Origin of the sequence: Jiangella anatolica, from assembly GCF_003236295.1 — a bacterium.
Lineage (GTDB): Bacteria > Actinomycetota > Actinomycetes > Jiangellales > Jiangellaceae > Jiangella > Jiangella anatolica.
This window is the reverse complement of the sequence record NZ_POTW01000014.1, coordinates 1-18,773: the sequence shown is the minus strand read 5'-3', so window position 1 is coordinate 18,773 and position 18,773 is coordinate 1. Positions and strand designations below refer to the sequence as shown.

The following is an 18,773-nucleotide window of genomic DNA, read 5'->3' as shown; positions in this document are numbered from 1 at the left end:
CCTTCACCGAACACCAGTTCGGTGCCGACCCTACCGGCGGGCGTCGCGCCGACGACGCAGGCGCGCCGTCAGCCGACCGCGGCCATGACGTCGTCGGAGACGTCGAAGTTGGCCCACACGTTCTGCACGTCGTCGCTGTCCTCGAGGGCGTCGATGAGCCGGAAGATCTTCCGGGCGCCGTCCTCGTCGAGCGGGACGCTGACCGACGGGACGAACGACGACTCGGCGGAGTCGTAGTCGAGGCCGGCCTGCTGGATGGCGGTGCGGACGGCGACGAGGTCGGTGGCCTCGCTGCGGATCTCGAACGCCTCGCCGAGGTCCTCGACCTCTTCCGCGCCGGCGTCGAGCACGACCTCGAGCAGGTCGTCCTCGGTGACCTTGCGGCCGCCCTCCTGCTCGGCCGGCACGACGACGACGCCCTTGCGGTCGAACATGTAGGAGACCGAGCCGGGGTCGGCCATGGAGCCGCCGTTGCGGGTCATGGCGACCCGGACCTCCGACGCCGCGCGGTTGCGGTTGTCGGTGAGGCACTCGATCAGCACCGCGACGCCGTTGGGGCCGTAGCCCTCGTACATGATCGTCTGGTACTCGGCCCCGCCGCCCTCGGCGCCGGAGCCGCGCTTGACGGCGCGGTCGATGTTGTCGTTGGGGACCGACGACTTCTTGGCCTTCTGGATGGCGTCGTACAGCGTCGGGTTACCGGCCGGGTCGCCGCCGCCGGTGCGGGCCGCCACCTCGACGTTCTTGATCAGCTTGGCGAAGAGCTTGCCCCGCTTCGCGTCGACCAGGGCCTTCTTGTGCTTGGTGGTCGCCCACTTGGAGTGGCCGGACATAAGGGGTCAAGCCTCCTTCACGATGTCGAGGAAGAGCGCGTGCACACGCGCGTCCGCGGTCAGTTCCGGGTGGAAGGACGTGGCGAGGAGCCGTCCCTGCCGGACCGCGACGATATTACCTGTGGACGGCACTCGAGCCAGCACCTCGACGCCGTCGCCGATCTTCTCCACCCACGGCGCCCGGATGAACACGGCGTGCAGCGGGTCCGGGCCGAGCGCCGGGAAGTCGAGGTCGGCCTCGAACGAGTCGACCTGGCGGCCGAACGCGTTGCGGCGCACGGTGATGTCCATGCCGCCGACGGTCTCCTGGCCGGCCACGCCGCCCTCGATGCGGTCGGCCAGCATGATCATGCCGGCGCAGGATCCATACGCCGGCATCCCCTCGGCCACCCGTCGCCGCAGCGGTTCGAGCAGGCCGAACGTGCGGGCCAGCCGCCAGATGGTGGTGGACTCGCCGCCGGGCAGCACGAGCGCGTCGACGGCGGCCAGCCCGTCCGGTGTGCGCACCGGTGTGCTGGGCGCGCCGGCGTCGGCCAGCATGCGCTGGTGCTCGCGCACGTCGCCCTGCAGGGCGAGCACGCCGACGATGGGCTGGGTCACGGCAGGCCTTTCGGTTCGGGTCCGACCCTCGATTTTACCGCCCGGGCGGTCACTCGACCGAACGGGCGACGCCGTCCCAGCCGCCGTCGAGCAGGCCGCGGACGATCGACGGCAGCGCCGGCGGGTAGACCGGCTCGCCGACGGCGTCGAGCTCGTCGGCGGTGCACCAGCGCAGCTCCGTCACCGACGCCTGCTCGACCGGGGTCCAGCCGGTGGTGTCCAGCTCGGCCGCCACCTCGGGCAGCCGGGCGAAGAACAGCACCTCGTCCTGCCGGTACGGCCGGCCGTCGAAGCTGAACAGCGCGCTGCGGACAGCGACCGGGCCGGTCAGCTGCGCGGGGTCGAGCCGCAGCCCGCTCTCCTCGTACAGCTCGCGGACGGCGCCGGCCCGCTCGTCCTCGCCCGGGTCGAGGCCGCCGCCGGGCGTGATCCACCAGACGTGGTCGTGCGCGGCGGGATCGACGCCGCGCATCATCAGCACGCGGCCGGCGCCGTCGACGGCGATGACGCGGGCGGCGCGACGGAACCAGACGCCCTCGTCGTCGCGCCACTCCCCCAGGTCGGAGGCGTCCGCAGTCACCGCCGCGTGGTCACCAGCCGCGCTCGGCGAGCCGGTGCGGCTCGGGCACGTCGGCGACGTTGATGCCGACCATGGCCTCGCCGAGGCCGCGCGACACCTTGGCCAGCGTGTCGGGGTCGTTGTAGAACGTGGTCGCCTTGACGATGGCCTCGGCGCGGCGGGCCGGGTCGCCGGACTTGAAGATGCCGGAGCCGACGAACACGCCCTCGGCGCCGAGCTGCATCATCATCGCGGCGTCGGCCGGGGTGGCGATGCCGCCGGCGGTGAACAGCACCACCGGGAGCTTGCCGGCCTGCGCGACCTCCTTGACCAGCTCGTACGGCGCCTGCAGCTCCTTGGCCGCCACGTACAGCTCGTCCTCGGGCAGCGACGTCAGCCGGGTGACCTGGTCGCGCAGCTGCCGCATGTGCGTCGTCGCGTTGGAGACGTCGCCGGTGCCGGCCTCGCCCTTGGAGCGGATCATCGCCGCGCCCTCGGCGATGCGTCGCAGCGCCTCGCCCAGGTTCGTCGCGCCGCACACGAACGGCACGGTGAACTTCCACTTGTCGATGTGGTGCTCGTAGTCGGCCGGCGTCAGCACCTCGGACTCGTCGATGTAGTCCACGCCCAGGCTCTGCAGCACCTGCGCCTCGACGAAGTGCCCGATCCGCGCCTTCGCCATCACCGGGATCGACACCGCGTCGATGATGCCGTCGATGAGGTCGGGGTCGCTCATGCGCGCCACGCCGCCCTGCGCCCGGATGTCGGCCGGCACTCGCTCCAGCGCCATCACGGCCACGGCGCCGGCGTCCTCGGCGATGCGTGCCTGGTCCGGCGTGACCACGTCCATGATCACACCGCCCTTGAGCATCTCGGCCATGCCGCGCTTCACCCGCGCGGTACCGACGGTGGACTGCGTCTCTTCGGACACTGCTGCTCGAACCTCACGAGTCAAGGGATTGGCGGACAGCACCATGGTAAGGCCTCACCACTGGCATCGCCGCGCCCCCGCTCTCCCATGATCATCAACCTTCCGTGCTGCCCTGACGACGCAAAAGGTTGATGATCATGGGAGCAGCGGAGGGCGAGCGCTTTCCGTCAGGGGAGGCCAGCGGCCAGCAACCACAGCGAAGCCGGTCGCCAACACCACAGGCAACCAGAGGAGGCCAGCGGACCAGAAGCAGAGCGAGCCCGGAAGCCAGGGCCCATCCTCCGGCCGGCCCCCTGACGCTGCTGAACCGGGGGCGCGGTGACGCGGGTCAAGTCCAAGCCCCCGACCCCAGCGAAGAACACCCACCGCGGCGCGGACTTGAGGCGCGTCACCGCGCCCCCGACACTGGAAGCAGCAGGGGGCAGGCCAACGCGGCAACCCCAACGAACGAGAGCCCGGCGAACGGCAAAACCGGGTTACTCCGTAGCGAGCCCCCGCGGCACGGTGTCGTCCAGCTCGACGGTCTCGGGCATCGGCGCGTACCCGGCCAACCGGAGCCAGCGGACGAGCATCTTGCGCCGCAACCGAACGGCGCCCCGCACCAGCTCGTTGTGGAACCGCCGCGCATGCGCCGCCCGCCGGCAGGCCATCGCCAGCTCGTCCAGCGCGGCGGCCGCGGCAGGATCCGAGCGCAGCGGCTCCAGGTCGGCCGGGTCGTCCAGCACCGCCGTCAGCACCGCCGTCAGATCGCTCTCCGCCTGGTACCGCTCGGCGCCCTCGGCGGCGGTCCGGGCCCGCGACGCCGCATCGGCCAGCGCCACAGACGTCGCCGGGTCCAGCAGCCCGGCCGTCGCGAGGTCCAACACAGAACCCGAGCGCCGCAGCAGCTCCGCGTCCAGCACGGCCCGCGACGCGGCCAGCCGGGCGTGGCGGCGGTCCAGCCGGCCGGCCGTCCACGACAGGTAGACGCCCAGCGCCGCCAGCACGGCGATCGTGACGAACAGCCACTCCCAGTTCACGGCAGCCCCGGCAGCTTGAACGTGTGCCCGCCGGACCCGACGGCGATGGCCATCTCGTAGACGGCGAGGACCTCGTCGGCGACCCGGGCCCAGTCGTACCGGCGCACCCCGAGCGACGCCGCCGCGCGGTACCGGGCCCGCCGCGCGGGGTCACCGAGCAGCGCGATCGCCTCGCCGGCCAGCGCGGCCGCGTCGCCGACCGGCACCTGCGCGCCCAGCCGGCCCCCGTCCAACACGACCTGGAACGCCTCGAGATCGCTGGCCAGCACCGGCGCGCCCGCGGCCATCGCCTCGGCGAGGACGATGCCGAACGACTCGCCGCCGATGTGGGGCGCGACGTAGATGTCGCTGCTGGCCAGCATCGCCGCCTTGTCGTCGTCGCTGACGCCGCCGAGGAACTCGACGGCGTCGCGATGCCGGGGCTCGATGCCGCGGCGGATGTCGTCGATCTCGCCCCGCCCGGCGACCAGCAGCCGCGCCTTCGGGAACGCGTCATGGATCGTCGGCCACGCCTTCAGCAGCACCTGCAGGCCCTTGCGCGGCTCGTCCAGGCGGCCGAGGAACGACAGCGTCCCGTCCCCCGACCGCCAGTCGGGACGGGGCGGGACGGCGAACCGGTCGACGAACAGCCCGTTCGGGATCAGCACCGCGTCGACGCCGAGATGCTCGACGACGGTGCGCCGGGCCTCCTCGGAGACGGCGATGTGCGCGGTGAACTTCTCGAACGCCGACTTCAGGATCCCCTGCGCCGCGCTCATCGCCCGCGACCGCCGCATCGCCGAGTGCGACGTCGCGACGATCGGCACCTCGGCCCACAGCGTCGTGATCAGCCCGAGCGACAGCGACGCCGGCTCGTGCACGTGCACGACGTCGAAGTCGCCGTCGACCAGCCAGCGGCGCACCCGGGCGGCGATCCGCGGCCCGAACGCGACCCGCGCCACCGACCCGTTGTACGGGATCGCCAGCGGCCGCCCGACGGTGGTGACGTACGGCGGCAGGTCGTCGTCATCGCCGGGCGCCAGGACGGAGACCGTGTGGCCGCGCCGGGTCAGCTCCTCGGTGAAGTCGCGGATGTGCACCTGGACGCCGCCGGGGACGTCCCAGGCGTACGGGCAGGCGATGCCGACCTTCATGACGGCACCGGGTGCGCGCGGCGCGGGTCGCTGGGGTCCAGGTCGGCGAGGAACAGCCGCTGCGTCATGTGCCAGTCCTCCGGGTTGGCCCGGATGCCGGTCTCGAACGCGTCGGCGATGCGCTGCGTCATCGTCGCCAGCCGCTCGCCGCGCTCCTCCGGCGGCTGGATCGGCTCGTGGAAGCGGATCACCAGGCCGTGGTCGGGCTCTCGGCCCTCGTAGGAGAGCGTGACGGGGATCAGGGGCGCGCCGGTGCGCAACGACAGCATCGCGCTTCCGGCCGGCATCCGCGTCGGCTCGCCGAACAGCGTCACCGGGACGCCGCGCTTGGACAGGTCCCGCTCGGCCGGCAGGCAGACCAGCCCGCCGCGGTTGAGGTGCTCGGCCAGCGCGCTCATGACGCCGTCGCCGCCGAGCGGGTGCACCGTCATGCCGAGCGCCTCGCGGTAGGTGACGAACCGCTCGTACAGCGCCTCCGGGCGCAGCCGCTCGGCCACCGTCGCCAGCGGCGCGCCGGTGAGGCAGGCCCACGCGCCGGCCCAGTCCCAGTTGGCCATGTGCGGCAGCGGGACGACGACGCCCCGGCCGGCGGCCAGGGCGTCGCGCAGGCGGTACTCGTCGACCACCCGGACGCGGTCGAGGATGCGCTCGTGGCTCCACTCCGACATCCGGAACGCGTCGCACCAGTACCGCATGTAGGACCGCGCGCCGAGGCGGGTCAGCTCGCGCAGCTCGTCCGGGCTGTACTTGTCGACGCGGGCGTAGTTCTGCTCCAGCCGCCGCACGTACCGGCTGCGCCGGCGCCAGAAGAAGTCGGCGATCGTCCGGAACGACCGGTAGGCCGCCTTCTCCGGCATGTGCTGGACCGCGGACCAGCCGGTGCTGTACAGCCACAGCTGACGGCGGTCGCTGAACGTGCTCACTCCAGCGCCGCCTGCCGCCACACCGTGCGGACGCGGTGCCACACCGTCCACGCGCTGGCCGCCGCCAGCAGCCACAACAGCACCTCGAGCACCACCACCGGCAGGTCGAACAGCCCGACCAGTCCGGTGATGACGAGGACGGCGACCAGCCGGTCGGCCCGCTCGGCGATGCCGCCGCCGGCGGTGTAGCCCAGGCTCTCCGCCCGCGCCTTCGCGTACGAGACGACGGCGCCCAGCGTCAGGCACGCGATCAGCAGCGCCACCATGCGCAGGTCGTCGCCGTCGCCGGCGAACCACATCGCCAGCCCGCCGAAGATCGCGGCGTCGCCGAACCGGTCCAGCGTGGAGTCGAGGAACGCGCCCCATTTGCTGGTCCGGCCCTGCAGCCGGGCCATGATCCCGTCGATGTTGTCGAAGAACACGAACGCCGTGATGAACAGCGTCCCCCAGAGGAACTCCCCGCGCGGGTAGAAGATCAGCGCACCGGCGACGACGCCGAGGGTGCCGATGACCGTCACGGCGTCCGGGCCCAGCCCCAGCCGCAGCATGCCGCGCGCCGCCGGGGTCAGGATGCGGGTCGAATAGACCCGGGTGTACTTGTCGAGCATCGCCCGTCCGTTCGACTCCAGATGTCCGAAACCGGCCCGCAGAGTGAGCGGCACCCGGCGCCGCCATGCTACTGGCGATATGCCGATCACCCTTGCGCATCCACGCCTCGGGCAGCAAAGTGGCCATCACCACATCTACGAACCGCGGCGGCGCAACGAGGCGCTGGATCCGCCGGGCCGCGCGTCGCCTGCGAGGCAGGAGGCTGGCGCATGGCGACACGGCACCAGACAGGAGAGCAGGGCGACGCCGGAGGCGTACCTCCGGCCGACGGGGTCGACGTCCGCAACGTCGCTCTCGTCGGCCCGGCTTCCGCGGGTAAGACGACGCTGGTCGAGGCCCTCCTCGTCGCGTCCGGGACGATTCACCGGGCCGGCCGGGTCGAGGACGGCACCACGGTCACCGATCACGACGAGAGCGAGATCCGCCAGCAGCGGTCGGTCGGTCTCGCCCTCGCCCCGCTGCTGTACGAGCAGACGAAGATCAACCTGCTGGACACCCCCGGCTACGCCGACTTCGTCGGCGACCTGCGGGCCGGGCTGCGCGCCGCCGACTGCGCGCTGTTCGTCGTCTCCACCGCCGAGCCGATCGACGGCACGACGCGGCTGCTGTGGGCCGAGTGCGAGGCCGTGCGGATGCCGCGCGCCGTCGTCCTCACCAAGCTGGACCACCCGCGTTCGGACTACGCCGGCACGCTGGCCGCGATCCGCGACGGCTTCGGCGACAAGGTGCTCCCCCTCTATCTCCCCAGCGGCACGGACTCACTGATCGGCCTGCTCAGCGAGCGGGTGTTCACCTACGACGGCGGCCGGCGCGAGGCGCGCGACCCGTCGGCGGACGAGGCGGCGCTGCTCGAGGAGGCCCGCGGCGAGCTGATCGAGGGCATCATCGAGGAGTCCGAGGACGAGTCGCTGATGGACCGCTATCTCAGCGGCGAGCACATCGAGCTGAAGGTGCTGGTCGACGACCTGGAGCGGGCGGTCGCACGGGCGTCGTTCCACCCCGTCATCCCGGTCTGCGCCGCTACCGGCCTGGGCACGCAGGAGCTGCTGGAGGTCATCGCCGGCGGCTTCCCCTCCCCCGCCGAGCACCCGATGCCCGAGGTCACGACGGTGGACGGCACGCCGCGCGAAGGCATCACGGCCGACCCGGCCGGCCCGCTGCTGGCCGAGGTCGTCAAGACCACGTCCGACCCGTACGTCGGCCGCGTCAGCCTGGTCCGGGTCTTCTCCGGCACGCTGCGTCCCGACGCGACGGTGCACGTCTCCGGCCACTTCCTGGCCGACCGCGGGCACGAGGAGCACGACGAGGACGAGCGCATCGGCGCGCTGTCCTGCCCCCTCGGCAAGACGCTGCGGCCGGTGCCCGAGGCGCACGCCGGCGACATCGTCGCGGTCGCCAAGCTGTCCCGCGCCGAGACCGGCGACACCCTGTCGGCCAAGGACGACCCGCTGCTCATGCGGCCGTGGACCATGCCCGAGCCGCTGCTGCCGTTCGCGATCGTCCCGTCCGCCAAGGCCGACGAGGACAAGCTGGTGCTGGGGCTGTCCCGGCTGGTCGCCGAGGACCCGACGCTGCGCGTGGAGAACAACGGCGAGACGCACCAGCTCGTGCTGTGGACGATGGGCGAGGCGCACGCCGATCTCGTCCTGGACCGGCTGAGGACCCGCCACGGCGTCCACGTCGACACCGTCGGGCTGCGGGTGCCGCTGCGCGAGACGCTGTCGGGCAAGGCGAACGGCCGCGGCCGCCACGTCAAGCAGTCCGGCGGGCACGGCCAGTACGCCGTGTGCGAGATCGAGGTGGAGCCACTGCCCGAGGGCGGCGGCTTCGAGTTCGTCGACAAGGTCGTCGGCGGCTCGGTCCCGCGCCAGTTCATCCCGTCGGTGGAGAAGGGCGTGCGGGCGCAGATGGAGCGCGGCACCGTCGCCGGCTACCCGATGGTCGACATCAAGGTCACCCTCTACGACGGCAAGGCGCACAGCGTCGACTCGTCGGACATGGCCTTCCAGACCGCGGGCGGGCTGGCGCTGCGCGAGGCGGCGTCGGCGGCCGGGGTGAGCCTGCTGGAGCCGGTCGACGAGATCTCCGTCATGGTCCCGGACGACTACGTGGGCGCCGTCATGGGCGACCTCTCCGGGCGGCGCGGCCGGGTGCTGGGCACCGACACGGTCGGCTCCGGGCGGACGGTGGTGCGCGCCGACGTGCCGCAGACCGAGATCGTGCGGTATGCGATCGACCTGCGCGCGATGAGCCACGGCACCGGCACCTTCACCCGGCGCTTCGCCCGGTACGAGCCGATGCCGCAGAACATCGCCGCCAAGGTGACCGCGGACGGACCCTAGCCTGCGGTGGCCCGCCGCACGAAGTCGACGAGGTCGGCGCTCTGCCGCAGCCGGCTGGGCTCGTGCACGTACATCATGTGGCCGGCCTCGTAGTAGCGGCGTTCGATGTTTCCCTGCAGATCAGCGGGGATCTTCAGGTGCGCGAGGTCGTCCTCGGCGCAGGAGAACGGGGTCGCGCCGTCGTAATAGCCGAAGGCGACGTGGACGCGCAGGTGCGGGTTCTGCCGCATCGCCCGGGACAGCCGGTCCAGCACCGACACCGGCGCGTTCTCGAACTCCTTGTAGCTCCACTTGCCGATGACGTCGGGACCGAACACGTGGAACGGGGTGGTGTCCTCGATGCCGAGCTCGGCGCGGGCATAGTGCTGGTACGCCGTGGCGTACGGGCCGAGGATCGCGTCCATCGACGGGTCGGCGTCCATGCCGTCGGCGACGCCGTCGCCGGCGGGCCCGGTGAACCGGGCGTCCAGCCGCCCGACGCTGAGGCCGTCGGCGCGACGCAGCTCGGTGAAGTAGCGCCAGTGCTCCAGCCGCAGGTCCGCGCGGTCGACGTAGTCCTCGCTCACGCCGGCGAGGCGGGCCACGGTCGCGACGGCGTTGGCCCGCTCCTGGCCGCTCAGCCGGGACCCGCGGGCCAGCACGTAGAGGTAGTCGCGGGCGGCGTACCCCTCGGCCTCGGCGACGACGTCGCGCAGCTCCCGGCCCGGGTGCCTGCCGTGGTAGTGGGCGGCCGCGGCGTAGAACGGCAGGTAGCGCGCGTACGCATTGTCGTTGCCCACCTGGAACTCGGCCACGCCGAAGTTGAGGGCGCAGGAGATGAGCATGAGCCCGTTGAGGTACATGCCGGTGCTCTGCAGGTGCTGGGCCAGCGCCGCCGCGCGGGTGGTGCCGTAGGACTCCCCCGCCAGCAGCTTCGGCGACAGCCAGCGGCCCTCGGCGGTGACCCACTGCCGGATGATCTCGCCGACGGACTCGATGTCGGCGGTGAACCCGTGGAAGTCGCCCGCCTTCTCGCCGTCGACCACCCGGGACCGCCCGGTCGACACGGGGTCGATGAAGACGAGGTCACTCGCCGTGAGCAGTGACTCCGGGTTGTCGGCCAGCCCGTACGGAGGCGGCGCCAGCTCACCGACGTCGCCCATGACGACGCGGCGCGGCCCCAGCACGCCGAGGTGCAGCCACACGCTGGCCGAGCCCGGCCCTCCGTTGAACGCGAAGGTCACCGGCCTGGTGCTCGCGTCGGCGTCGTCCAGCGTGTACGCCGTCAGGCCGACCTGGGCACGCGGGCGGCGGCCCTTCCACACGTCGTCCTCGACCTTGTCCTCCCACAGCACGACCCGGCCGGCCTTGGCCGTGTAGGACAGCCGGCCGTCCGGCGTGTCGAGGTCGTGATGGGTGGTGACCAGCTCGTCCTCGAGGTGCGTGACGTCGTCGTCCTTGGGCTTGGGTTCTGCGTCGGTCACGGCCAGGCCTCGGCCAGCAGGGCGCGGGTGTCGGCGAGCAGCTGCGGCATGATCTTCGTGTTGTCGAGCACGGTCATGAAGTTGGCGTCGCCGCTCCACCGCGGCACGACGTGCTGGTGGAGGTGGGTGGAGAGCGAGCCGCCGGCGACGCCGCCGAGGTTGAGACCGACGTTGAAGCCCTGCGGGCCCGACGCCGCCTTCACCGCGCGCACGGCGTCCTGCGTCATCGCCGTCAGCTCGCGCGACTCCGCGTCCGTGAGCGTCTCGAACTCGCCGGTGTGCCGGTACGGGACGACCATGAGGTGGCCGGGGTTGTACGGGTGCAGGTTCAGCACCGCGTACGCGGTCTCGCCGCGGTGCAGGATCAGCCCGTCCTCGTCGGACTTCTTCGGGATCTCGCAGAACGGGCAGCCATCACCGTCGCGGCCGTTCCCCGCCTCGCCGGTGATGTAGGCCATCCGGTACGGCGTCCAGAGCCGCTCCAGGCGGTCCGCCTCCGGCATCCTCAGACCTGCAGGCGGCGGCGGACGGCGTCGACGATCTCGGCGACCGCCTCGTCGACCGGCACGCCGTTCTTCTGGCTGCCGTCGCGGTAGCGGAAGGAGACCGCGTCCTTGGCGACGTCGTCGTCGCCGGCGATGAGCATGAACGGGATCTTCTGCTTCTGCGCGTTGCGGATCTTCTTCTGCATGCGGTCGTCGGAGTCGTCGACCTCGACCCGGATGCCGGCGTCGGCGAGCTTCGCCGCGACGGTCTCCAGATACGGGACGTGCTCGTCGGCGATCGGGATGCCGACCGCCTGCACCGGCGCCAGCCAGGGCGGGAACGCGCCGGCGTAGTGCTCGACCAGCACGCCGATGAACCGCTCGATGGAGCCGAACTTGGCCGAGTGGATCATCACCGGCTGCTGCCGGGTCCCGTCGGCGGCCTGGTACTCCAGCTCGAACCGGGCCGGCTGGTTGAAGTCGAGCTGGATGGTCGACATCTGCCAGCTGCGGCCAATGGCGTCGCGGATCTGCACCGAGATCTTCGGGCCGTAGTAGGCCGCGCCGCCCGGGTCCGGGACCAGCTCGAGGCCGGAGGCCTTGCCGACCTCCTCGAGCGTGCGGGTGGCGACCTCCCACTGCTCGTCGGTGCCGATGAACTTGTCGGACTCGGGGTCGCGGGTGGACAGCTCCAGGTAGTAGTCGTCCAGCCCGAAGTCCTTGAGCAGGCCGAGCACGAAGTTCAGCAGGTGCCTGATCTCGTCGGCGGCCTGCTCCTGCGTGACGTAGGAGTGCGAGTCGTCCTGCGTCATGCCGCGCACGCGGGTGAGGCCGTGCACGACGCCGGACTTCTCGTACCGGTAGACCGAGCCGAACTCGAACAGCCGCAGCGGCAGCTCCCGGTAGGAGCGGCCGCGGGAGCGGAAGATCAGGTTGTGCATCGGGCAGTTCATCGCCTTGAGGTAGTACGAGCTGCCCTCCAGCTCCATCGGCGGGAACATGCCGTCGGCGTAGTACGGCAGGTGGCCCGACGTCTCGAACAGGCCCTGCTTGGTGATGTGCGGGGTGCCGACGTACTGGAAGCCCTCCTCCAGGTGCCGGCGGCGGACGTAGTCCTCCATCTCCCGCTTGATGACGCCGCCCTTGGGGTGGAACACCGGCAGGCCGGAGCCGAGCTCGTCGGGGAAGCTGAACAGGTCCAGCTCGCGGCCCAGCTTGCGGTGGTCGCGCCGTTCGGCCTCGGCCAGCCGGTCGAGGTAGTCCTTGAGCGCGTCGCGGCTCTCCCAGGCGGTGCCGTAGATGCGCTGCAGCTGCGGGTTCTTCTCGCTGCCCCGCCAGTACGCGGCGGCGACGCGCATCAGCTTGAACGCCGGGATGTTCCGCGTGGTCGGCAGGTGCGGGCCGCGGCAGAGGTCCTTCCAGGCCAGCTCCCCGTCGGGCCTGACGTTGTCGTAGATGGTCAGCTCGGCGCCGCCGACCTCGGCGGACGCGCCCTCGGCGGCCTGCTCGGCGGCGCCGCCCTTGAGGCCGATCAGCTCCAGCTTGTACGGCTCGTTCGCCAGCTCCGCACGAGCCTCGTCGTCGGAGACCGGGCGGCGGACGAACGACTGCCGCTCCTTGACGATCTGCTGCATCCGCTTCTCGATGCTCTTCAGGTCGTCGGGGGTGAACGGCTCGGCGACGTCGAAGTCGTAGTAGAAGCCGTTCTCGACCGGCGGGCCGATGCCGAGCTTCGCCTCGGGATACAGCTCCTGCACCGCCTGCGCCATGACGTGCGCCGTCGAGTGCCGCAGGATGTCGCGGCCGTCGCGGGAGTCGATCGCGACCGGCTCGACCTCGTCGCCGTCGGCCAGCACCCTGGCGAGGTCGGCCAGCGCGCCGCCGAAGCGGGCGGCGATCACGGTCGCGTCGTCGGCGAACAGCTCGGCCGCCGTCGTGCCCGCATCGACCTGTCGCTCGCTCCCGGCGACGGCAATACGGATCTGTTCGGACACGACGTGCTCCTCGGTTCTGGGGTGGTTTCCGGCCGGGTCGATGGTAGCGGTTAGAGGCGGGCGGTGATCGCCCGCGCCAGCCGTTCCGGCGCGCCCGGCGACGTGGCCAGGAACAGGCTCGGCTCGGTCAGCTCGACCTCGAGGATGACGGGGGCGCCGTCTGGGCCCGGGATCGTGTCGACGCGTGCGTACAGCAGGGTGTCGCTGCCCGGGATCGCGTCCAGGGTGCGCCGGGCCAGCTCGCGCTCGGCGTCCGACGGCTCGCGCGGCTCGATCTGCTCGCTCCACAGCGGCTTCCCGTCGCGCAGGTCCGGCCCGTCGAGCAGGGCGCCCTTGCGGATGGCGTGGCTGAACGCGCCGCCGAGGTGCAGCATCGCGGTCTCGCCGGCGGTGTCGACGGCGGTCAGGTACGGCTGCAGCATGACGGTGGAGCCGCGGCCCAGCAGCTTCTCCACCTGCGCGACGGCGAGCGCGCGCTGCCCGGCGTCGGCCAGGTCGTAGCGGCCGGTGTCGGCCGAGCCGGCGCTGATCGACGGCTTGACGACGTACTCGCCGCTCCGCGGGAGGCCGGCGGGCGGCTCGCCCGGCGTCAGCCAGGTGGTCGGGACGACCGGCAGCCCGGCCGCGGCCAGCTCGCGCAGGTACACCTTGTCGGTGTTCCACTCGACCACCTTCGCCGGGTTCAGCAGCCGCGGCACGGCGTGCGCCCAGGCCAGGAACTGCTCCCGGCGGCGGGCGTAGTCCCACGGGTTGCGCAGCACCGCGAGGTCGAACGACGCCCAGTCCACCGCCGGGTCGTCCCACACCGGCGTCTCGACGTCGACGCCGAGCGCCCGCAACGGCTCGACGACCAGCCGGTCGTCGACGTCGAGGTCGGGCAACTCGGCGCAGGTGACCAGGGCAACACGAGGCATGGGCGATCCTTCCGCAAGCGACAGCCCCGACGATACCCGTCGATACTGACTACATCAGGTTCGGCAGCAGCACCGCGACGGCGTCGGCGAGGCCGATGCCGAGGCCGCCGAGGAGGGGCACGCCGACGGTCCACGCCTGGGCCTTGCCCCACGCCACCGTCGCCCAGGCCACGCCGGCTGCGGCCACCGCGATCGCCTGCGCCCACAGCATCACCGCCACCCACCCGGACGGATCGCCCTTCATCGCCTGCTCCGACTCCGGCAGGTCGGCCGGCCGATACGGGCGGGACGGAGCCGGGACGGGGTCGCTGACCAGCTCGGCGTCGACCCGCAGGACGTCGTCGGGGCGGAAGGGGTCGCCGCCGGCGGTGACGAGCGTCAAGCGGCCCTCGCCGGCGGCGAGCGGGGGCGGCTGCGGATCGCCCTCGCGGCGCACGCCGGTCACGTGGTACGTGTGCGCGCCCTGCCCGGTGGTGACAGTGAGCGGCTCGCCCGGCTGCAGCAGGTCCAGCCCGCCGAACGGGCCGCCGTAGGTCGCCTGCCGGCCCATGACGACGCTGGTCCCGGCCTGACCGGGATAGACGGTGTCGCGACGGTGACCGGGACCGTCCTGCAGCACCGCCGACGTCGTCCCCTCGAAGACGACCTCGTGCAGGGCGAGCGCCGGGATCTCCAGCACCGCCATCGCCGTGCCCGACGGGTACAGCTCCTCGTCCGCGTTGAGCTGGCCGAGCGGCGCCGTGCCGTCGGCCAGCCGCACCCGGAACTCGTCGAACGCCAGCTCCTGCGCCCGCGAGTGCCCGAGCTGCGACAGCAGCCCCAGCTGCGCCACGAAGCCGAGCAGCAGCACGCCGACGATCGTCAGCGCGAGCCCGGGCAGCCGCAGCGCGTCGCCCAGCCCGGACGACACGACCACCGGCACGGACGGCATGACCGGCGGCTGCACGGACGGGCGAGGAGCGGGCGACGCCGGCGGCACCGGTGGAGCCGGCGCGGGCGGGGCGGACGGCGGCGTGTCCACACTCACGCGGCCGCCTCGCCGGCGCCGGCGCCGGTGCGCCGCAGCGGCCGGGCCAGCAACGTCCCGAACACCACCAGCAGGACGCCGATCCCGGCCCAGCCGGCGAGGTCGGCGCCGGTCGGCGGGTGCTCCCCTTCCCCGCCGTCCGCGTCGCCGGTGCCGCCGACGGAACCGGAGTCGGAACCGGAGTCGGACCCCGTCGGCGACGGCGACGGGACCGTCACGGTCACGTCCATCTCCCCCGGCGCCGGCCGCTCACCGGCAACGGCGGGCCCGGCCAGCCCGGCCAGGCCGAGCAGCGCCAGCACCCCCGCCGTCAGCACCGCCACGATCCGCGACGTGCCCAGCTCGGCCGCCGCTGCGGCCCGGCCGCGCGCCTCGGCGGCCGCGATCGCCTCCGCCGCCCGGCGCCGGCGCCCGCGGGAACGGCGGCGCAGCAGCACCAGCAGCACGACGATCACCAGCAGCACCAGCAGCTCTGGCCACGGCACCGCCCACACCGACGCGACCGCGGACACGTCCGGCGGCTCCACGCTGCCCTCGGGCACGTTCAGCGACGCCGGGTCGATCGACACCCGGGCGGTCAGCCGGCCCAGCCGCTGCACGCCGGTCGCCTCGGTGGTGACGGTGTACTTCTGGCCGGGCAGCAGCTCGGGCAGGTCGTCGGGGTGGACGGACTTCAGGGCCACGCCCAGCGGCCCCTCGACGTCGACCAGCTGCGAGCCGGTCAGCCGCACGTTGCCGGTGTTCTCCAGCTCGTAGGTGACGGAGAGGGAGCCGCCGGCGAACGGGATCCACCCGCCGTCGAACGAGGCCGACACGGACTGGATCCGCACGGACGGCGCCAGGTCGCCGCCGACGCGCAGGTAGATGCGGGCGCCGACGCGGTTCTCGACGAGGACCTGGTTGTCGTCCTCCTCGGTCACGACGTCGGTGAGCGACGCGACGATCCCGCCGGCGTGGTCGCCGGGGGTCGCGTTCGCCGGCACCGTCAGCGTGAACGGCAGGTCGACGTGGCCGCCGGCCGGCACCTCGACGCTGTCGTGGCTCACCGCCGCCCAGAGCCCGACGTCGACCGGTGTCTCGGACCCCTCCAGCAGCGAGAAGCTGCCCTCCGGGGTGTTGATCGCGTCCTGCGAGTAGACGCGGAAGGTCTGCGGGGTGTCGCTGAAGTTGTTGACCCGGACGACGTCGGAGACGGTCGCGCCGGGCTCGAGCTCGTAGGTGAAGGCGGTGCGGCCGTCCGGGCCGTTCTCGGTCGACGGCTGGACCGACCAGCTCACCGACCCATCCGAAGGTGCGGTTGACGAGGCTGCTGCCGGCGCGGCGACGAGCGCCGCAAAGGCCAGAACGGCAGCGAGCACCCCGGCGAGACGACGAAGGGCTCTGGCCATCGCAGGTGACTCCAATTCTCGACTACGGCCGGGAGGGGTGGACCCGGAGATCCCGGATCCACCCCCGGTGTGCTGACGACCGGATCAGATCGTGGTCAGCGTCAGCGTGGCGGTGTACGTACCGGCCGCGGTGTCGGCCGGGATCTCCAGCGAGAGGCCCGCGCCGAGCTGCGAGGTGCCGGCGCCGCTGCCCGCGGGCGCGCCCGCCAGCTGCCGCGGCTCCGACAGACCCGTGCCCGACTCGAAGCCGGTCGCGACGGCGGCACCCGCGGTGACACCGGTGGCCGTCGAGGAGACGACCGCCGGGGTCCAGCCGAGGTACTTGCCCTCGAACGAGGCCGACCCGGTGGAGAACTCGCTCACCTGGGCGGTGGTGTCCCAGCCGGGCGCACCCGCGCGGGTGTCGCTGACCGTGACGGGGTCGAGGGTGCCCTCGGTCGAGAGCCGGTCACCATCGAGCTGCGGCGCCGGCAGGGTGACCTGCGCGTCGTCGCCGATCGTCATGGTGAGCTGGCCCTCGCCCTGCTCGACCGTGGTGGTGATGTCCTGCGTGCCCTCGACCGGCTGCTCGACGTCCTCGTTGAGGCGCCACGTGTCGCCCTCGACGATGATGGACGCCGCGTAGTAGTCCGGCGAGGCGATGAACTGCTCGGAGATGCAGCTGATGCGGATCTCGAACTCGCCCTTGCGGCCCTGCAGCCGGGTCTCCAGCGTCCGGGCGGTGCCCGGGGTGCCGTCGACCTGGACCGGGCCCTGGTCGTAGCCGCCCTCGTTCAGCGTCGGGCCGAGCGAGAAGCGCTCGGTGTCCAGGTCGATCGTGCCGTTGCCGTCGACGTCGATGACGACGTCGAGCGACGCGGCCTGGCTGAACGGCGTCGGGCACGGGCCCGAGGAGCGCGCCCACGCCAGGAACGGGCCGTCGTTGATGCTGCCGGTGGTCGCCGAGAACTCGATGTCGCCGAGCACGGCCGCGTTCGCCGGAACGGCGGCGAGGCCGGCGCCGACGACGCCGGCGACCACGGACGTGGCGGCCAGCGCCAGCGCCCTCTTCGACATGTGCATGACTTGCCTTCCCTTCCGAAGGTGGTGATGGAGCCAGGTGTCAGCTGTTGGCCCGCAGCGTGGTGGCGCCACACGCGAGCTTGAGCTGGTCACCCGGGACCGCGGTGGTCCGGAAACCGAAGCCGAAGGCCTCGATCACGGTGCGCCGCTGGCACACGGCCGAGGTGGCGCCCACGAAGGTGTTCACGATGGCCGCGTCGGGCGCGGCGCCCTGGATGTCGTGCGTCGGGACGACGTTGTAGACGTCGCGGACGATCGGGAAGTTGACGTTCAGGACCGGGTCGGCCGCGGTGCCGGTGGTCGGCGCCACGTTGTTGACCCGGCCGAGCACCGCGCTGCCGCGACGGTTCTCGACGTCGATCAGGACGCCGTCGTGGGTCTCGCCGGCGTTGCCCTGGGCGACGAACTGCGCCACCGAGAACGGCACGATGTCGGCGGTGTTGCCGGTCAGGCTCCACTGCAGCACGCGGCCGTCGTGCTCCTGGACGGTGTTGTTGCGCTGGTCGATGCACGGGTACGAGGACAGCTCGTCCTCGAGGATGTCGACCTGGGCCAGCCAGAACGCACGGGTGCCCGAGCCCGTCTGCGGCAGCAGCGGGTTCACGTCGATCCCGTTGATGCGGGTGATGACGCACTTGTAGATGCCCTCGAGCTGGCGCCGGGTCAGGTTCGCCGGGAAGCCGAGGTCGGTGACGGCGTTGCTGTGCACCGCGTAGGTGACGGCGTCCACGCCGAACGGGATGTAGGTGTAAGTGCCGTTCGTGTTCGGGCTGCCCGGCGCGCTGGACGAGCGGGCGAAGTCGACGCAGCCGGTGATGGTCTTGCCCTGCCACTGGCCGCTGCCCTCGGACGCCTGCAGGGCCGTGCGGCCCTGGCCGGAGCCGTTCGGGCGGACCATGTTCTGGCAGTTCGCGTTCTGCGCCGCGTCCTTGGTGGAGATGGTGGCCGTGCCGCGCGCGTCCCACGACGCGATCACGTCACCGCCGCCGACGGCGACGCCCAGGCCGTTGAGCACGTCCTGGGTCGTGTCCGAGCCGACGCCGGCCAGCTGCCGGTAGTCGGTGACGGGGTCCGGGTCGGCCGACGCGGGACCGACCGCGAGGCCGAGCGCCATGGCGGCGGCCCCGAGCACGGCGCCCGCACGGGCGATGGTCTGACGCTTCACTGAAATGATCCCCTTTCGAAAGGGACGTGCCTTGTGTTGCCGGAATCGATGTTTGCGTGATCGCCGGGGCGGTGGAACGGACGCAGCACGAACGTTCTGACCTGCTGTGTCTCGCCATCGTGTACGCCAGATGAATGAGGTCAGGCCTTGTGGGCGAAGCGGGCGCCGAGCCGGGTCAGGGCGGGTCCGGCGACCGCCGCGGCGGCGCCGATCAGCAGCGCCACCAGGAGCACGTAGGGCGCGATGCCGGCGTCGGTCCCCGGTGTGCTGCTGGACCGCGCCACCGGGGTGGACGTGTCCGACGGCGTCGGCGTGGGGCTGGGCGT

General features: G+C 72.4%; 17 protein-coding genes and 1 pseudogene. 1 reads left to right on the top strand and 17 read right to left on the bottom strand.

Annotated elements, in window-relative coordinates:
- Window positions 1-68: 68 nt before the first annotated feature.
- The 8 genes from C1I92_RS07910 to pgsA all read right to left on the bottom strand — a co-directional run bounded on the left by C1I92_RS07910 (window position 69) and on the right by pgsA (window position 6,606).
- Window positions 69-833 (bottom strand): YebC/PmpR family DNA-binding transcriptional regulator, encoded by a 765-nt coding sequence (locus tag C1I92_RS07910; RefSeq protein ID WP_111254121.1) that lies wholly within the window; start codon window positions 831-833, stop codon window positions 69-71.
- Between the two features lie 6 nt (window positions 834-839).
- Window positions 840-1,373: a pyridoxal 5'-phosphate synthase glutaminase subunit PdxT gene (gene pdxT, locus C1I92_RS07905; RefSeq protein WP_199521058.1), complete on the bottom strand. Its 534-nt coding sequence runs from the start codon at window positions 1,371-1,373 to the stop codon at window positions 840-842.
- Window positions 1,374-1,482: 109 nt separating this feature from the next.
- Window positions 1,483-2,013, bottom strand: a complete 531-nt coding sequence (locus tag C1I92_RS07900) for an NUDIX hydrolase (protein ID WP_199521043.1) — start codon at window positions 2,011-2,013, stop codon at window positions 1,483-1,485.
- A 10-nt stretch (window positions 2,014-2,023) separates the two neighbouring features.
- Window positions 2,024-2,923 (bottom strand): pyridoxal 5'-phosphate synthase lyase subunit PdxS, encoded by a 900-nt coding sequence (gene pdxS / locus C1I92_RS07895; RefSeq protein WP_267896722.1) that lies wholly within the window; start codon window positions 2,921-2,923, stop codon window positions 2,024-2,026.
- A gap of 476 nt (window positions 2,924-3,399) precedes the next feature.
- Window positions 3,400-3,942, bottom strand: coding sequence for a hypothetical protein (locus tag C1I92_RS07890; protein ID WP_111254119.1), 543 nt, complete (start codon window positions 3,940-3,942; stop codon window positions 3,400-3,402).
- Complete coding sequence (locus C1I92_RS07885; RefSeq protein WP_111254118.1) at window positions 3,939-5,075, bottom strand: glycosyltransferase family 4 protein; 1,137 nt, start codon at window positions 5,073-5,075, stop codon at window positions 3,939-3,941. Before C1I92_RS07885 ends, C1I92_RS07890 begins: the two co-directional genes overlap by 4 nt.
- Window positions 5,072-5,998, bottom strand: a complete 927-nt coding sequence (locus C1I92_RS07880; protein WP_199521041.1) for a phosphatidylinositol mannoside acyltransferase — start codon at window positions 5,996-5,998, stop codon at window positions 5,072-5,074. Before C1I92_RS07880 ends, C1I92_RS07885 begins: the two co-directional genes overlap by 4 nt.
- Window positions 5,995-6,606, bottom strand: coding sequence for a phosphatidylinositol phosphate synthase (gene pgsA / locus C1I92_RS07875; RefSeq protein WP_111254116.1), 612 nt, complete (start codon window positions 6,604-6,606; stop codon window positions 5,995-5,997). The genes C1I92_RS07880 and pgsA overlap by 4 nt, the downstream gene beginning before the upstream one ends.
- 210 nt (window positions 6,607-6,816) lie before the next feature.
- On the opposite strand from pgsA, the gene C1I92_RS07870 reads away from it, so the two are divergent.
- Window positions 6,817-8,949: an elongation factor G-like protein EF-G2 gene (locus C1I92_RS07870; protein ID WP_111254115.1), complete on the top strand. Its 2,133-nt coding sequence runs from the start codon at window positions 6,817-6,819 to the stop codon at window positions 8,947-8,949.
- Here C1I92_RS07870 and C1I92_RS07865 read toward each other — a convergent pair.
- From C1I92_RS07865 to C1I92_RS33695, 9 genes and pseudogenes are all read right to left on the bottom strand, one after another.
- Window positions 8,946-10,412 (bottom strand): S10 family peptidase, encoded by a 1,467-nt coding sequence (locus C1I92_RS07865; protein ID WP_111254114.1) that lies wholly within the window; start codon window positions 10,410-10,412, stop codon window positions 8,946-8,948. The genes C1I92_RS07870 and C1I92_RS07865 overlap by 4 nt on opposite strands.
- A complete protein-coding gene (locus tag C1I92_RS07860) occupies window positions 10,409-10,915 on the bottom strand; it encodes an HIT family protein (RefSeq protein ID WP_111254113.1) in 507 nt (168 codons plus the stop codon). The genes C1I92_RS07865 and C1I92_RS07860 overlap by 4 nt, the downstream gene beginning before the upstream one ends.
- A 2-nt stretch (window positions 10,916-10,917) precedes the next feature.
- Entirely contained in the window at window positions 10,918-12,891 is a 1,974-nt protein-coding gene (thrS, locus tag C1I92_RS07855; RefSeq protein ID WP_111254112.1) for a threonine--tRNA ligase, read from the bottom strand.
- 50 nt (window positions 12,892-12,941) lie between these two features.
- Window positions 12,942-13,805: an ATP-grasp domain-containing protein gene (locus C1I92_RS07850; protein ID WP_111254111.1), complete on the bottom strand. Its 864-nt coding sequence runs from the start codon at window positions 13,803-13,805 to the stop codon at window positions 12,942-12,944.
- Window positions 13,806-13,854: 49 nt separating this feature from the next.
- The gene (locus C1I92_RS07845; protein WP_199521040.1) at window positions 13,855-14,832 is read right to left on the bottom strand and encodes a sortase; all 978 of its coding nucleotides are present in this window, start codon (window positions 14,830-14,832) and stop codon (window positions 13,855-13,857) included.
- On the bottom strand, window positions 14,829-16,109 hold the full coding sequence (locus C1I92_RS07840) for a WxL protein peptidoglycan domain-containing protein (RefSeq protein ID WP_158564044.1): 1,281 nt from the start codon (window positions 16,107-16,109) through the stop codon (window positions 14,829-14,831). The genes C1I92_RS07845 and C1I92_RS07840 overlap by 4 nt, the downstream gene beginning before the upstream one ends.
- Window positions 16,110-16,304: 195 nt before the next feature.
- Window positions 16,305-17,282: a hypothetical protein gene (locus C1I92_RS07835; protein ID WP_111254109.1), complete on the bottom strand. Its 978-nt coding sequence runs from the start codon at window positions 17,280-17,282 to the stop codon at window positions 16,305-16,307.
- A gap of 40 nt (window positions 17,283-17,322) precedes the next feature.
- Window positions 17,323-18,447: a substrate-binding domain-containing protein gene (locus C1I92_RS07830; protein ID WP_111254108.1), complete on the bottom strand. Its 1,125-nt coding sequence runs from the start codon at window positions 18,445-18,447 to the stop codon at window positions 17,323-17,325.
- A 140-nt stretch (window positions 18,448-18,587) separates the two neighbouring features.
- Window positions 18,588-18,773: pseudogene (locus C1I92_RS33695) on the bottom strand (hypothetical protein); the annotation flags it as partial.

What these genes read in the sequence shown, in the direction of transcription:
- pdxT (WP_199521058.1), bottom strand. Translation starts at nt 1,373, where the DNA reads ATGCTGGCCGACGCCGGCGCGCCCAGCACACCGGTGCGCACACCGGAC.
- C1I92_RS07910 (WP_111254121.1), bottom strand. Translation starts at nt 833, where the DNA reads ATGTCCGGCCACTCCAAGTGGGCGACCACCAAGCACAAGAAGGCCCTG.
- C1I92_RS07860 (WP_111254113.1), bottom strand. Translation starts at nt 10,915, where the DNA reads ATGCCGGAGGCGGACCGCCTGGAGCGGCTCTGGACGCCGTACCGGATG.
- C1I92_RS07885 (WP_111254118.1), bottom strand. Translation starts at nt 5,075, where the DNA reads ATGAAGGTCGGCATCGCCTGCCCGTACGCCTGGGACGTCCCCGGCGGC.
- C1I92_RS07835 (WP_111254109.1), bottom strand. Translation starts at nt 17,282, where the DNA reads ATGCACATGTCGAAGAGGGCGCTGGCGCTGGCCGCCACGTCCGTGGTC.
- C1I92_RS07850 (WP_111254111.1), bottom strand. Translation starts at nt 13,805, where the DNA reads ATGCCTCGTGTTGCCCTGGTCACCTGCGCCGAGTTGCCCGACCTCGAC.
- C1I92_RS07870 (WP_111254115.1), top strand. Translation starts at nt 6,817, where the DNA reads ATGGCGACACGGCACCAGACAGGAGAGCAGGGCGACGCCGGAGGCGTA.
- pgsA (WP_111254116.1), bottom strand. Translation starts at nt 6,606, where the DNA reads ATGCTCGACAAGTACACCCGGGTCTATTCGACCCGCATCCTGACCCCG.